The sequence below is a fragment of the uncultured Algibacter sp. genome (assembly GCF_947495675.1).
GTDB lineage: Bacteria > Bacteroidota > Bacteroidia > Flavobacteriales > Flavobacteriaceae > Algibacter_B.
Genome location: NZ_CANLZX010000009.1, coordinates 1 through 14,772, shown reverse-complemented (window position 1 = coordinate 14,772; position 14,772 = coordinate 1). Strand labels below are relative to the sequence as shown.

Below are 14,772 nucleotides of genomic sequence, written 5' to 3'. Positions count from 1 at the left end.
GATAGTTTTAATTAAAAAACCTCGAAGTTATTACAACTTCGAGGTTTTTATTTTAACTAACTAATCTCAAAAAATTATCTTTTATTTTTTTTATTCATTTTGCCATTTTGCTTATAATAGTAATCGTTATTATAATTTCTATTATTGTAACGGTTAACGTTACCGCGTGTATAAATAATTTCTCCGCGTTTGTTATATTTTACTCGTAAGCCGCCAACATTGGTTAATTCTGAGTTTCTTCCTCTATTGTATTTTATAAAAATAGAGCCTACACGCGAAAGTCTTCCATATCTATCATAATTTAAATACACATTACCAATACGCCTTACTATGCCATCTCTATCGCGAGAAATTGAAATACCTCTGTTTAGGTAAGGGTTTGAATTGTATTGTATATTCGAATTTGGGCCTCTTTTGTTTGAATTTATATTACGTCGTCTTGTATTATTTCTGTAATAAGAGTCATTATAAAAATCATTATTGGAATGGGTATTAAAATCAAAGCTTCCATCTGGAAAAATTAAAAACTCTACACCGCGTTCCATAAACGTAATTGGTTGTGCATATTTGTAGTTTTTATTCTTTTCAAACTTTGTTTTTGGGTTATTTGTATTTTGCTTTGTTGCTGCTGCAGCTGTTAATCCTATTAACAATCCTGCACATACTAGTAAAATTCTTTTCATAATTATAAGATTTTTGTTGTGCCTACTCTTTAGCTTTTCGGCTTTCGCTGTTGCCTAGTAGTTTTCAATATGCATGCCAAAAAAAGTTGTTTTAACTCGTGTTAACGTAACATTAACTAAAATTAAATATGTAAATAATTGATTTTTAGATACTTGTTTCTTTTGCTTAAAATGGATAATCTTGTAAAAATTATTACTTTTATAGAAACCAATCATGTTGAATGAAAAGCAAAAAAGAAACTTGTAAAAATTGCGAAAAACAATTTAAAGAAGGTTTTAAGTTTTGTCCGCATTGTGGGCAACAAGCTAAAGACGAATTGACTGTTAAGGTTTTGTTTTATAATACCATTAGTAATTATTTTTCTTTTGATGCACGTTTTTTTAAAAGTTTTCTGCCGTTAGTATTTAAGCCAGGTTATTTAGCAAGTCGTTTTATAGAAGGTAAACGATTGTTGTATTTACATCCGGCTCAAATGTATTTGTTTATTGCTGTAGTGTTTTTCTTTTTGTTTTCGTTTATTCAGCGTAACAGTATAAAGGCATTAGATGAGGGTTTAGCTGAAGTTGTAAAAACGGAAGATATATTAAAAGGTATTACAGATCTAGAAGTTAGAGATTCTATTTCTGTTGTTTTATCTGAAAAACAAAGGATTAAAGATTCTGTTGATCGCAAAGAGCTTCGTGAGACTTTAGAGGAAAATAAATATTTTCATGGTTTTTCTGAAAAACAAATAGATTCGTTGGTTAATGCAGATGACTTTAGGAAAAATGGTATGGCTAATTTTAATTTGACATCAAAGTCTATTGATTCTTTAATAACTTTGAAGGCGCCAGACGAAGTTATTTACAAAGAAATGGGCTTGAATGATGATGCGGGTGTATTTAAAAGGCAGCTTTATAAACAAACATTAAAATTGTATAAGTCCAGAAAGGGTGGGAGTATATTACAAATGTTTTATGACACTATACCAATAGCTATGTTTTTCTTATTACCAATTTTTGCTCTATTATTGAAGCTTTTTTACAGAAAACAAGGACTTTATGCGCATCATTTAGTATTTAGTTTTTATTATTTTTCTTTCCTTTTTACTGTTTTTAGTGTCATTATTGGGGTTAATTTTATAGTAGATATTCCTAATTGGATTGATTGGCTAATCGCGTTTTCTACGTTTGTTTATTTGTTTTTAGCTTTAAAACGATTTTATAAACAATCTAAGTTTAAAACCTTTGTTAAGGCTAGTGCTACATCCATTTTGTTTTTACTTTTAGTAGCGCCATTAACAACTTTTATTTTAGGTTTGTTTGCGTTTTTGTTTTATTAAATTGTGATACCTATCTTAATTTTTGTTGTAAGTGTTTGCGTTAGGGATTGAGCAATTGTTGGAGCTCCTCTTTGAGAGCGACTTGTGAAAGCCCGACCTTTAGGTAACGCTCAAATGATTATAGATGGTAGTTTATAATTTTTCTTTTAAATATTTACCAGTTTCCGAGGCTTTTACTTTTACAATATCTTCTGGTGTCCCAAATGCAACTAGATTGCCCCCTTTTTCACCTCCTGTAGGACCAAGATCAATAATATGATCGGCACATTTTATTAAATCGATATTGTGCTCTACTACAATTATTGAATGTCCTTTTGCGATTAAGGCATTAAAGGATTTTAAAAGTTTTTGGATATCATGAAAATGCAAGCCAGTTGTAGGTTCGTCGAAAATAAATAATGCTTTTTCTTTATTGTTTCCTTTACCTAAAAAGGATGCTAGTTTTATACGTTGTGCTTCACCGCCAGAAAGGGTAGACGAGCTTTGCCCTAAAGTAACATATCCTAAGCCAACGTCTTGAAGTGGTTGTAGTTTGTTTTTAATTTTGGTTTGCTCGGTAGCTTCGAAAAACGCAATAGCATCATCAATGGTTGAATTAAGAATGTCGTCAATATTTTTGTCGGCAAATGTCACCTCTAGGACTTCTTTTTTAAAGCGTTTACCTTTACATGTTTCGCATTCTAAATGCACATCGGCCATAAATTGCATCTCAATGGTTACTTGACCTTCGCCTTTGCAAGTCTCACAGCGTCCGCCATCTACGTTAAAAGAAAAGTGTTTTGCTTGATAGTTTCTTATGTGGCTTAATTTTTGTTTTGAGAATAATGCACGAATATCATCATAAGCCTTTATGTAAGTAACAGGGTTAGATCTAGAGGATCTTCCTATAGGGTTTTGATCTACAAACTCGATGTGATTTATGTTGCTAAAATTACCATCTAATGATGTAAATTGTCCTGGTTTGTCACCAAAATCGGTTAGTTTTTTTTGTAAAGCAGGGAAAAGTATTTTTTTAACTAATGTACTTTTTCCGCTACCAGAAACACCTGTAATTACTGTTAGCATACCTAATGGGAAGCTAACATCAATATTTTTTAAGTTGTTTTCTCGAGCTCCAATTATATCAACATGATATTTTGATGTTCTTCTGGTTTTTGGGACTTCAATTTTTAGTTCTTCATTTAAATATTTGGCAGTTAAAGATTCTGAAGCTAAAATATCTGCATAGTTACCTTTTGCGACTACATGTCCGCCAAAGGTACCTGCTTCAGGGCCAATGTCAATGATGTTGTCTGCGGCCTTCATAATGTCTTCATCATGTTCTACTACAATTACTGTGTTCCCAAGATCGCGTAAGGATTTTAAAACTAAAATTAAACGTTCAGTATCTTTTGGGTGTAGACCAATACTAGGTTCGTCTAAAATATACATGGAACCTACTAAGCTACTACCTAATGATGTTGCTAGATTTATTCGTTGGCTTTCTCCGCCAGAAAGTGTGTTTGATTTTCTGTTTAGTGTTAAATAGTCTAAGCCAACATTTGCTAGAAAAGATAGTCTGTTATTTATTTCTTTTAACAACCTGTTTGCTATTTGAGTATCATAGTCATTTAACTCTAATTGTTTGAAGAAAATTGTTAATTTATCTAGAGGCATTTCAACCAAGTCTGTTAGTGTTGCTCCTGCAATTTTCACATAATTTGCTTCAACACGTAATCGTTTACCATTACAGGTTTTGCATTTGGTTTTTCCGCGGTAACGCGATAGCATAACACGGTTTTGAATTTTATAAGCTTTAGATTCTAATTCGGCAAAAAATGAATTTAAGCCTTCAAAATGAGAGTTTCCTGTCCAAACTAATTGTTTTTGAGCGTCTGATAACTCAAAAAAGGGTTTATGAATTGGAAAATCGAATTTATGCGAGTTGTTTACTAATTGGTCTTTGTACCAACTCATACTTTCTCCTCTCCATGGAAAAATAGCATTTTCGTAAACTGAAAGACCTGTGTTTGGTATTACTAATTCTTCATCAATCCCAATAATATCTCCGTAACCTTCACATTTTGGGCAAGCACCATATGGATTGTTAAAACTGAATAAATGTACATTAGGTTCTAAAAAATTTATACCGTCTAATTCAAATTTATTGCTAAAAGTACGTTGTTTACTGTTTTTTAATATTTCGATTATACATTCACCTTTACCTTCAAAAAAGGCAGTTTGTACAGCATCTGCTAAGCGGTTATAAAAATCTTCTTCATTTTTTGTAATAACTCTATCAACAACTAATAAAACGGTATCTTTTTTATTGATTGATTTAGCTTCGTCTATTCTAAAAACAGTATCATTTACTTTAATTCTTGCATAACCTTGTTGCTGTAATGTTTTAAGTTTATTTTCAATAGTGCGTCCTTCTTCTAAATGAATAGGAGCTAGGAGTAAGAGTTTTTCTCCTTCATTAAACGTTTTTAAATAGTTTAAAACATCTGTAACGGTATCTTTTTTAACTTCTAAGCCAGATATTGGTGAGTAGGTTTTTCCAATTCTTGCGAACAATAGTTTTAAGTAGTCATATATTTCTGTAGTTGTACCAACTGTTGAGCGTGGGTTAGTAGAGTTTACTTTTTGTTCTATAGCAATTGCCGGTGCAATACCTTTAATGTAATCTACTTTTGGTTTATTTAGTCTTCCTAAAAACTGGCGTGCATAACTTGATAAGCTTTCTACATAACGTCGTTGTCCTTCTGCATAAAGTGTATCAAAGGCTAAGCTAGATTTACCAGAACCTGATAACCCGGTAATTACAACTAATTTATTTCTAGGAATAACAACATCAATATTTTTAAGGTTATGTAATTTAGCACCTTTTATAATAATGTTTTCCTTTGGATTTACGTCTAATATATTAGTGTTCATAGGTTTTTAAGAGGATAATTTTGCAAAGATACTATAAGTGAACGAGCATAAAAAATTACCTTTTGTCGAATAATTTGTTAAAAAAAGAGATGAATTTTTGTTTTTTAGGAATGATTGTTGTTATATTTGGAACATATAATAACTTCAAACACACATATCTATAGCATAAAATTACTTTTAAACTTAATAACCCCAAGCAGCGAAGACTTTACTTCGTGCATTAAAAGTAAATATTATGCAACAAGAACTTATTACAGATGCTATTCTAGTTAGTAACTATATCAAAGGAGACGAAAGTGCTCTAGAGGTGTTAATTAAAAGGCATAAACAAAGAATTTACAGTTTTATTTATTCAAAAGTCTATGATAGAGATGTTGCTGAAGACATTTTTCAAGACACATTTATAAAAGTAATTCGAACCTTAAAGCGTGGTGCTTATAATGAAGAAGGTAAATTTTTACCATGGGTAATGCGTATTTCGCATAATTTGGTAATTGATTATTTTAGAAAAAACAACCGTATGCCGAAGTTTGATAATACGGGCGAGTTTAGTATTTTTTCTGTTTTAAGCGATACTAGTTTGAATGCTGAAAAAATGATTATTAAGGAGCAAGTTGAAAATGATGTAAGACGATTGGTGGATGAGCTTCCAGAAGACCAAAAAGAAGTGCTTATGATGCGTATTTATAATGATATGAGTTTTAAAGAAATATCAGATAGGACAGGAGTTAGTATAAATACCGCATTAGGAAGAATGCGTTATGCTTTAATTAATTTGCGAAAGATAATTGAGAAACATAATATCGTTTTAACGAATTAATGCAATAAAGTGAATTTTGCTACGTTATTGGAGTAAATAAACCCTTAACTAAATATTATGGCAAAAATTTACTCTGAAAATTCTATTAAAAACATAGAAAATATTGAGCCGCGAGAAGAAACGGTTAATTTTCTTCTAAATTACTCTAAGGCTTTAAGTGTTATAAATTGTAATAAAATGAAGTTTGAAGCGCTTCTTAATTAAGATTTGAAAAGTCCTGGTTTTTTTAAAATCAGGACTTTTTTGATTTATAATATGCATCTAAAACCGTTTGTCTTCCAATAGTTTTAGTAATAATATCTTTTTCTAAATCCCAGCCGCGAGCTGGAGAGTATTCCCGTCCATACCATATAATTTGAAGATGTAAATCATTCCATAATTCTTTAGGAAATAGTCTTTTGGCATCTTTTTCGGTTTGCATTACGTTTTTACCATTTGTTAAATTCCAGCGATACATTAGTCTATGGATGTGAGTATCAACAGGAAAAGCGGGAACCCCAAAAGCTTGAGACATAACTACACTAGCTGTTTTGTGTCCAACTGCTGGTAGTGCTTCTAAAGCTTCAAAATTTTTAGGAACTTCTCCATTATGTTTTTCAATAAGTATTTTAGATAAACCATAAATACCTTTACTTTTCATTGGTGATAAGCCACAAGGTCTTATGATTTCTTTTATTTCTTCAACAGATAATTTAATCATATCAAAAGGATTATCTGCTCTTTCAAATAATAATGGTGTTATTTGGTTTACTCGAACGTCTGTACACTGTGCCGATAATAAAACTGCTATTAAAAGCGTGTAAGGATCTTTATGGTCTAAAGGAATGGGGATTTCTGGGTAGAATTTGTAAAGTGTATTAATAACAAAGTTAACCTTCTCTTTTTTAGTCATAAATTGTATTTTTGTTAAAAATCAAAGTTAAGACTATGGAATGAGCATAACTAATAATTTTTTAATGGCAATTAAATTATTTATTATGCTAATAGTATTTTAATTAAAATAAAAAATATAAAAATGAATACATTAAAGCAAGGAGATGCTGTCCCAGATTTTACAGCAAAAGATGAGCAAGGAAATACTGTATCACTAAGTGATTATAAAGGGAAAAAATTAATTGTATTTTTTTATCCAAAAGCCAGTACTCCTGGATGTACTGTAGAGGCTTGTAATTTAAGAGATAATTATGCAGAGCTTCAATCTCAAGGTTATGAATTATTGGGTGTAAGTGCAGATTCAGTAAAAAGACAATCAAATTTTAAGAATAAATATGAATTTCCATTTCCTCTTTTAGCAGATGAGGATAAAGAAGTAATTAATGCATTTGGTGTTTGGGGGGCAAAAAAGTTTATGGGTAGGGAGTATGATGGTATTCATAGAATGACGTTTTTAATAAATGAAGAAGGGGTTGTTGACCGTGTAATAGAAAAAGTAAAAACTAAAGATCATGCAGCTCAAATATTAGCATAAAAAAAACGGCTATTTTAAAATAGCCGTTTTTTTATAGTTTATTTTTTCTTATTAGGTCTTTTCCTGCTTAGTGTTAAAGGTCTTCTGGTGTAGCCAAATAATCTGTAATCTTTTATTAATTCAGCAGTTCCTTCTGGGATCATATCTTCCCATCCTGTTTCTCCTTCAGAAATCATACGTAAAATATCTCTGGAGAATATATTCATGATACTTTCGTCGTAATCTTCAATATCAATAACTTTACCATTGTATTTAAAGAATTTATATAATTCTTTCATACGAGGGTATACTTTTAAGTTTTCGCTATTAATTAATTCTCCAGTTTTAATATCCTTCATTGGATATAGGTAAACTTTTAAATCTTTGAAGAATAACTTACCAAACGCTTCAAGTATGCCACCGCTCATGTGTCGATAATATTTTTCATCAAAAATATCAACTAAATTACTAACTCCCATGGCTAATCCCATTCTTGCTTTTGTGTAGTTAGAGAAGTATTCTACAACTTTAAAGTATTCTTGGAAGTTTGATATCATTACAGATTGACCTAAAGAGCATAGTAAATCTGCACGGTCTATAAAATCTTGTTCGTCAATTTCGCCTTCAGCTCTCAGGTTAGATAGTGTAATTTCAAAAACAACGACAGTCTTCTTCTCATCAACTTTATTTTCTTTAATAAACATTTCATATGATTTCTCATACATAGCCATGTTTACCTTAGTAACGGGTCTAAAACTTCCACGAAGTGCTAATATATTTTTTTTGTAAAAAATTCTTGCAGGAAGCACGTTTGTTCCATCTGGACCAAACATAACGGCATCGGTCATGCCGTTTTTAACCAATTGCAAGCTCATTAATCGGTTGTCTATGTTTTTAAATACAGGACCTGAAAAATTTATAGTGTCAATTTCTATTTGGTCTTTATCTAAATGATCATATAAGTAACGAAGTAATTTTTTTGGTTCATTGTATTTATAAAATGCACCATAAATTAAATTTGTACCTAAAATACCTAGTGTTTCCTGTTGAAGTCTTGCATCTGTTTCTTTAAAACGAACGTGTAAAATAATTTCGTTGTATTCTGCTCCAGCTTCTACTTGATATTTAATTCCTACCCAGCCATGACCTTTAAATTGCTTAGCAAAATCAATTGTAGCTACAGTATTAGCGTAAGTAAAAAATATTTTATTTGGATTTTTTTCTCGAGTTAACCTGTTTTCCATTAGGTCCATCTCGTGAATTAACATTTTTCTTAATCGAGCTTCGGTAACATAACGCCCGTCGTCTTCGGCACCATATATGGCATCACTAAAATCTTTATCATAGGCAGACATAGCTTTTGCAATAGTTCCAGAAGCCCCACCTGCTCTAAAAAAATGTCGGCAAGTTTCTTGTCCAGCGCCAATTTCAGCAAAGGTTCCGTAAATATTTTCGTTTAAGTTAATGCGAAGTGCTTTTGATTTTAACGATGGGATATCGTCAAACTCTTTGTCTCCTTTAATGGTGATTTCCATATTATATATAGGTTACGTCTTGTGTTTACAAAGGTATTAAATAAGTAGAGCAAACAAAAAAATAAACTTATTTTTGTGTAAAACTTAAAATTTTGAAAATTACATTTCTCGGTACAGGAACTTCTCAAGGGATTCCAATAATAGGAAGTGATCATCCGGTATGCTTAAGTGAGAACTCAAAAGATAAGCGTTTAAGGGTTTCTGTTTTAGTAGAATGGGGTGCGTTTACTTATGTTGTAGACTGTGGTCCAGATTTTCGATTTCAAATGCTAAGAGAGCGGGTTAAGAGAATTGATGGCATTGTTTTTACTCATGAACACTCAGATCATGTTTTGGGTTTAGATGATATTAGGCCATTTTACTTTAGGCAAGGGAATATTTCTATCTATGCTCATAAACGTGTTTTAAAAGAGATTAAAAAACGATTTGATTATATTTTTGAAAAAGAAAATAGATATCCTGGCGCCCCAGAAGTTCTAACAAATAAGGTAAAAAATAAACCATTTAAATTAGGTGATTTAGAGGTTGTTCCGGTAAAAGGGAAGCATCACAAACTGCAAGTTTTTGGTTATAGGTTTAAGGATTTTGCTTATTTAACTGATATGAAAACAGTATCAGATAAAGAAATTGAAAAAATTAAAAATGTGAAAGTTTTAGTGGTTAATGCATTGCGTATTCAGCCACATCAATCGCATTTTAATTTAGAGGAGGCTTTAGGATTTATAATTAAAGTTAACCCTGGTAAAGCTTATTTGACACATATTAGTCATTTATTAGGGTTTCATGATGAAGTTGAGTTGTCATTACCAGAAAATGTTTTTTTGGCCTATGATGGATTAAAAATAACAGTTTAAATTATATTTAGAATGAAGCAAAGAATTTTTATGTATTTATTTGTGTTTACAGCATTATTGGTGTTGTTTCAATATGTTAACTCTAAAAGGATTTTTGAAGACATAGATAAAAAATTAAAAACGAGTGAATCACAATTAAAAAAATATAAAGATTCAGTAGCTGTTTTAAGAAATGATATTTTAGAGGTTTCTCATTTTAATTTAGATAGAAATGAAGATGCAATTAGTTATTTTGAAGATGAAGGCTATAAAATTGACGAATTAATGCCTTTTATAAAAGACGAATTATATAAGTTGAATGAAGTGAAGGGAGAGCATCCATTAGTGCCTTATGCTGCAAGCGAGGGTAGAAAGATGCTAATTAATACGGTTAAAATGCTTAATCATAAATGGATTATTGCAGATTTCTCTGATGGTGAATATTGGGGGGAGATATTTTTAACTTACGAGATTACAGATAAAAAGCAATTAAAGTTTAATTTAGTTGAATACTTTTTATACCCTTTTGATTAAGGTTAGTTAATTTTATAAGCTACACCTTTTTCTTTTCTTTTCTTTTCGCCTTCGTTAAATGAAGCTTTTGAGTACTCAAAAGTGTAAGAACTATCCGTTGTTGTTAGAATTTTCATGTGTATTGGGTCTTTTTCAGACATGGATACTGGGTTTATTTTGTATAAGACAAACTCACAGTCGTTTATCCATTTAACTTCAGAGCTATCTATTTTTTCGTCATAAAAATTTATACTGTAACGATCAGTTCTTTTAAAAACACCACTTTTAGCAATACCATCAACAGTATAATCAAAACGAAAAGAGCCTGTTATGTAATCATGACAATTTCTAGTTGTCTTGTAACAGCTCGTTAGACTTAAAAGTCCTAATAAAAATAAAAATCTCATAGTATTATTATTGAAATGCAAAGCTAATAAACAAAGTAATTATTTGTCGTAATTTTTGAAACTTCCGTCAGAATAAAAAATAACAATACGCTCAATAGTTTTATCTTTCTTTATTTCCGATTTAATATTTTCTTGAATTATTGAAGTAGGTGTAATGTTTTCTTTAACACTTATTGTTTTTTCTTCATTTGGAAATGTTCCTTTACCATTAAAAAGCCAATACAAATCTATCTCAGGGTAGGTAGAAAGGATCTTTAAAATAAAGTCTAAACTAGGCTTATTTCTGCCCGATAAAATATGCGAAATACTAGAGCGTTGCACACCAATTTTTTCAGCAAAAGAGGATGCGGATTCTCCATAGTAATCAATGACTTTTTGGAGTCTTTTTATGAAATCTGCTGTGTTTATCAATGTAAATAGAGGTTTGACAATTTTTAGTGTTACAAATGTAACAATATAACTTTAATTATAGTGTTTTATTGTTTAAAATCATTTATTTATTGTGAATTAAGAATTTAAATTGTATTATGTAATATACTGAAATATAGTATTTTATGTATTATTTATATTATATTTTATTTTTCGTATAAAAAACAGGTGATCTTTATCTTAATTATGTATAACAATGTAAACAAACTAATAAAAAAACCTGTTTACAAATGTAAATTACTAATTGTTTACTTTTGTAACCTAATAAATAACTATGCAATTAGAACTTATAAAAAAACTGTTTGCAAAACATAAAGAACAGTATTTATCTCACCGGTATATTACCAACAAAAATATTGAGCCATTGCTAAAAAAATTAGCAGATATTTTTCATGTTGAAACTATTGGTAAATCGGTTTTAAATAATCCTATTTATGGATTGAAAATTGGGAATGGAAAAAAGAGGGTTTTATTGTGGTCTCAAATGCATGGAAATGAATCAACAACTACTAAAGCATTATTTGATCTTTTTAATACAATTTTAGATAAAGAGTCTAAGCTTGATTATATTTTGGAATCTTGTACTTTATATGTTATTCCAATTTTAAATCCAGATGGTGCATTAGCTTATACAAGAGTAAATGCAAACAAAGTTGATTTGAATAGAGATGCACAGCATTTAACTCAGCCTGAAAGTTTAGTTTTGAGAGAGGTGTTTGAAACCTTTAAGCCTCATTTTTGTTATAATTTACATGGGCAGAGAACTATTTTTAGTGCAGGTAAAACAAATAAGCTGGCTACAGTATCGTTTTTGGCACCTGCTCAAGATGCAGCATGTACTGTAACGCCAAATAGAAGGGTGGCTATGGAGATTATAGCAGAAATGAATTATGTTTTGCAAAAAATTATTCCAAATCAAATAGGTGTTTATGATGATGCTTTTAATTTAAATTGTGTAGGAGATACGTTTCAAAGTGCAAATGTACCAACTATTTTGTTTGAAGCTGGTCATTATGCAGATGATTATGCTAGAGAAAAGACCCGTGAGTTGATTTTTATATCTTATTTGGTGTCTTTGGATTATATTGCAAAAAAGGATGTTACAGGTGCTAATTATGAGGCATATTTTGAAATTCCAGAAAATGATAAATTGTTTTTAGATGTTATTATTAGAAATGCAATAGTAGATAATGAAGTGGTTGATGTTGGGATTCAATTTCAAGAGCGTTTGGTAAATGAAAAAATAGAATTTATTCCTAAAGTTGAAAAAATTGAAAAATTAGATGGCTTTTTTGGCCACAAAGAGATTGATGCTAAGGGGTTTAGGGTTTTAAATGATCAAGGAAAGAAGCTGGAAATAGGTTACGCAAACGTTTTCGTAATATTGAATAATGAGAAAATATTGCTTTTATCGAAATAAAACATATCTTTTTTGCTTTATTTTTAATAAAAATGTATTAATTTTGCCTCATATATAAGAATAGTTAATTATGGGAAAAATTAAATTAGACGAAATTGATCATCAAATTCTTGACATGTTAATTGATAACACAAGAATTCCATTTACTGATATTGCAAAAAAATTACTAATATCTGCAGGTACTGTACATGTACGTGTTAAAAAAATGGAAGAAGCTGGAATTATTAAAGGCTCATCATTGATGTTAGATTATAAAAAATTAGGATATTCTTTTATTGCATACGTTGGTGTTTATTTAAACAATACCTCTCAAACTAAATTTGTTTTAGAACGTATTAATGAGATTCCTTATGTTACTGTAGCTCATATAACAACAGGTAAATTTAATATTTTCTGTAAAATTAGAGCTAGAAGCACAGAGCATGCTAAAGAGGTTATATTTTTATTAGATGATATTGAAGGTGTATATAGAACTGAAACAATGATATCTCTTGAAGAAAGTATTAACGATAAGAAACGATTAATGCATTCTATTTTTAATGATTTGTAAAATCAGAATTATAAAAAAAATTAAAAAGCCCAATTAGTGGGCTTTTTTTGTACAATTATTTTAAATAATTTAGTTTAATAGTCTTATTCTATCTTTAAACCGAATAAAGTAATTTTACATAAATTAGTTATTTATTATATAGTGATAAATTAAATGGATAATTTGGAGTTAATTACTTTAACAAAATCTAGTCTTAAAGACGCCATAACAGAAGATAAGTATTGGAATGGCACTTTTCAACCACCTTTTTCAAAAAACAAGGCGAAATGGATATTGGAAAATGACAGGGCTAGCAATGAGGATGTAATAGCTATACTAGGTTATGAAAATCATAATATTATAGCCTTAGTTTATTTAGTTCCAGATTTAATTAAAAGCGATAACGGAAAATTAAAAAAAATATTTTGGAGTCAAAGATGGTGGGTGTCAGATAAATATAAAGATACGGTGCTTTCAACATATATCAAAAGTGTTTCATTAAATGCATGTAATAATCAAGTTGTTGTTAAGTTTTTGGGAGATGGAACTAAAGCTTATTATGAAAAACAACCTTTTATCAAGTTTGCAAAAAGGAATAGGTATATTTTTGTTTTCAGTATCGATCATGGGCTTTTAATCAATAAAAAAAATAGTTTACAAAAAGTTAAACCTTTATTGAAACTAATTGATGGATTATCTAGAAAAATTATTGCTTCTTTAAATAAGAGTAAAATTAAATCAAAGCATTTTTTAACTAAAAACGTAGAATTTATTGATGATAATATCTGGTTTTTTATAGAAAAACTATGTCTTGAAGATTTGGTTCCTAAAAGCAAAGACTATATAAATTGGCAAATTAGTAATAATCAATACGAAGTAATACAAGATGGTCTTGATAAGGCAGGCTATAAATGTTTGTTGAATAGTATTTCTAATAAGATTTATAACATTAATACTGTCGTTAAATTTGAAAATGAGATTATTGGGTTTATTTCAGCATATGTATCAGGTAATAGGTTTGTAATTAGGTATTTTGTTGCAAATGAACCATATTATAGGGATTGTGTTAATGTTATGATTAAGAACTTTATACAATCCAAATGTACTATTCTTCAAACAGAGGACACTAAGCTAGGAGAATTAATAAATAGTAGTTATTTTAAAGTGTATAGTGATGTAAAAGAATTAGTATCCTTAAAGCATAATGATATTGATATAAATTTAAATAGTAAGGTTGTAAAAGATCAAGATGGTAATATGTTTTAATAACACATGAATTTAATTTATAAGCTACATAATTCTTTTAATTTAAATAGTGAAAGAAATGCTTTTTGCATTAATGATTCTTTTTTCACATATGAGGAATTGTTAGATCTTGTTATTAAAATAAGGCATAATATTTCACAAAATATTGAATCGTCAGAAAAACATATAGGGCTAGTTACAAACAATGATTTAGAAACGTATGCTACTATTTTCGCATTATGGATGGAAGGTAGGTCGTATGTGCCAATTAGCCCAAGCGCACCAATTGATAGAAATGAAGATATATTAAATTTAATTGATGTAAAATATGTTTTTGATACCTCTGTTAAATCTAATTATTCAGCATTTAAAATATTAAATGTATGTTTAATAAAAAATGACAATAATGCTTTATTTGAACCCATAATATATAATGAATCTAATACAGCTTATGTATTGTTTACAAGCGGAAGCACGGGAACACCAAAAGGAATTCCAATTAGTTTTAAAAACTTAAATGCTTTAATTAAAGAGTTGGATTTAGATGAGGAATATAAATTAAACTCCTCTGATAAGTGCTTGCAAATGTACGATTTAACATTCGACGCTTCACTTACTGCTATATTACCTGCATTATTGGCTGGAGCTTGTTTGTATACTGTGTCATCAGATG

16 protein-coding genes are annotated in these 14,772 nt (G+C 29.7%); 10 read left to right on the top strand and 6 right to left on the bottom strand.

Translation table 11 applies throughout. The features are described from left to right. Nucleotides 1–74 precede the first annotated feature (74 nt). A complete protein-coding gene (locus tag Q0842_RS07715; RefSeq protein ID WP_298496382.1) occupies nucleotides 75–683 on the bottom strand; it encodes a hypothetical protein in 609 nt (202 codons plus the stop codon). A 221-nt stretch (nucleotides 684–904) separates the two neighbouring features. On the opposite strand from Q0842_RS07715, the gene Q0842_RS07710 reads away from it, so the two are divergent. Next, complete coding sequence (locus Q0842_RS07710; protein WP_298496379.1) at nucleotides 905–2,005, top strand: DUF3667 domain-containing protein; 1,101 nt, start codon at nucleotides 905–907, stop codon at nucleotides 2,003–2,005. 132 nt (nucleotides 2,006–2,137) lie between these two features. On the opposite strand, the gene uvrA is transcribed toward Q0842_RS07710, so the two are convergent. Then, nucleotides 2,138–4,921: an excinuclease ABC subunit UvrA gene (gene uvrA, locus Q0842_RS07705; protein WP_298496376.1), complete on the bottom strand. Its 2,784-nt coding sequence runs from the start codon at nucleotides 4,919–4,921 to the stop codon at nucleotides 2,138–2,140. 235 nt (nucleotides 4,922–5,156) lie between these two features. On the opposite strand from uvrA, the gene Q0842_RS07700 reads away from it, so the two are divergent. Further along, nucleotides 5,157–5,741, top strand: a complete 585-nt coding sequence (locus tag Q0842_RS07700) for a sigma-70 family RNA polymerase sigma factor (protein WP_298496373.1) — start codon at nucleotides 5,157–5,159, stop codon at nucleotides 5,739–5,741. A 57-nt stretch (nucleotides 5,742–5,798) separates the two neighbouring features. Beyond that, nucleotides 5,799–5,945 (top strand): hypothetical protein, encoded by a 147-nt coding sequence (locus Q0842_RS07695; RefSeq protein WP_298496371.1) that lies wholly within the window; start codon nucleotides 5,799–5,801, stop codon nucleotides 5,943–5,945. A gap of 28 nt (nucleotides 5,946–5,973) precedes the next feature. Here the strand turns inward: Q0842_RS07695 and nth are convergent, their stop codons facing one another. After that, nucleotides 5,974–6,633, bottom strand: coding sequence for an endonuclease III (gene nth, locus Q0842_RS07690; protein WP_298496368.1), 660 nt, complete (start codon nucleotides 6,631–6,633; stop codon nucleotides 5,974–5,976). 123 nt (nucleotides 6,634–6,756) lie between these two features. Here nth and bcp point away from each other — a divergent pair, with 123 nt between their 5' ends. Further along, entirely contained in the window at nucleotides 6,757–7,209 is a 453-nt protein-coding gene (bcp, locus tag Q0842_RS07685; protein ID WP_298496365.1) for a thioredoxin-dependent thiol peroxidase, read from the top strand. 38 nt (nucleotides 7,210–7,247) lie between these two features. Here bcp and Q0842_RS07680 read toward each other — a convergent pair whose 3' ends face one another. Further along, a complete protein-coding gene (locus tag Q0842_RS07680) occupies nucleotides 7,248–8,723 on the bottom strand; it encodes a TonB-dependent receptor (protein WP_298496363.1) in 1,476 nt (491 codons plus the stop codon). Nucleotides 8,724–8,815: 92 nt separating this feature from the next. On the opposite strand from Q0842_RS07680, the gene Q0842_RS07675 reads away from it, so the two are divergent. Beyond that, on the top strand, nucleotides 8,816–9,577 hold the full coding sequence (locus Q0842_RS07675) for an MBL fold metallo-hydrolase (protein WP_298496360.1): 762 nt from the start codon (nucleotides 8,816–8,818) through the stop codon (nucleotides 9,575–9,577). Between the two features lie 12 nt (nucleotides 9,578–9,589). Continuing rightward, nucleotides 9,590–10,090: a hydrolase gene (locus tag Q0842_RS07670; protein WP_298496357.1), complete on the top strand. Its 501-nt coding sequence runs from the start codon at nucleotides 9,590–9,592 to the stop codon at nucleotides 10,088–10,090. Nucleotides 10,091–10,092: 2 nt separating this feature from the next. On the opposite strand, the gene Q0842_RS07665 is transcribed toward Q0842_RS07670, so the two are convergent. Both Q0842_RS07665 and Q0842_RS07660 read right to left on the bottom strand, forming a co-directional pair. After that, entirely contained in the window at nucleotides 10,093–10,476 is a 384-nt protein-coding gene (locus Q0842_RS07665; protein ID WP_298496355.1) for a hypothetical protein, read from the bottom strand. Nucleotides 10,477–10,515: 39 nt separating this feature from the next. Continuing rightward, nucleotides 10,516–10,887: a helix-turn-helix transcriptional regulator gene (locus tag Q0842_RS07660; RefSeq protein ID WP_298496352.1), complete on the bottom strand. Its 372-nt coding sequence runs from the start codon at nucleotides 10,885–10,887 to the stop codon at nucleotides 10,516–10,518. A gap of 292 nt (nucleotides 10,888–11,179) precedes the next feature. Between Q0842_RS07660 and Q0842_RS07655 the strand changes: the two genes are divergently transcribed. The 4 genes from Q0842_RS07655 to Q0842_RS07640 form a co-directional block, all read left to right on the top strand. Continuing rightward, nucleotides 11,180–12,325: a M14 family zinc carboxypeptidase gene (locus tag Q0842_RS07655; RefSeq protein WP_298496350.1), complete on the top strand. Its 1,146-nt coding sequence runs from the start codon at nucleotides 11,180–11,182 to the stop codon at nucleotides 12,323–12,325. A gap of 70 nt (nucleotides 12,326–12,395) precedes the next feature. Further along, on the top strand, nucleotides 12,396–12,875 hold the full coding sequence (locus tag Q0842_RS07650; RefSeq protein WP_092850739.1) for a winged helix-turn-helix transcriptional regulator: 480 nt from the start codon (nucleotides 12,396–12,398) through the stop codon (nucleotides 12,873–12,875). 153 nt (nucleotides 12,876–13,028) lie between these two features. Next, nucleotides 13,029–14,120, top strand: a complete 1,092-nt coding sequence (locus Q0842_RS07645; protein ID WP_298496337.1) for a hypothetical protein — start codon at nucleotides 13,029–13,031, stop codon at nucleotides 14,118–14,120. Nucleotides 14,121–14,126: 6 nt separating this feature from the next. Further along, a partial coding sequence (locus Q0842_RS07640) for an AMP-binding protein (RefSeq protein ID WP_298496334.1) occupies nucleotides 14,127–14,772 on the top strand: 646 nt, incomplete at its 3' end.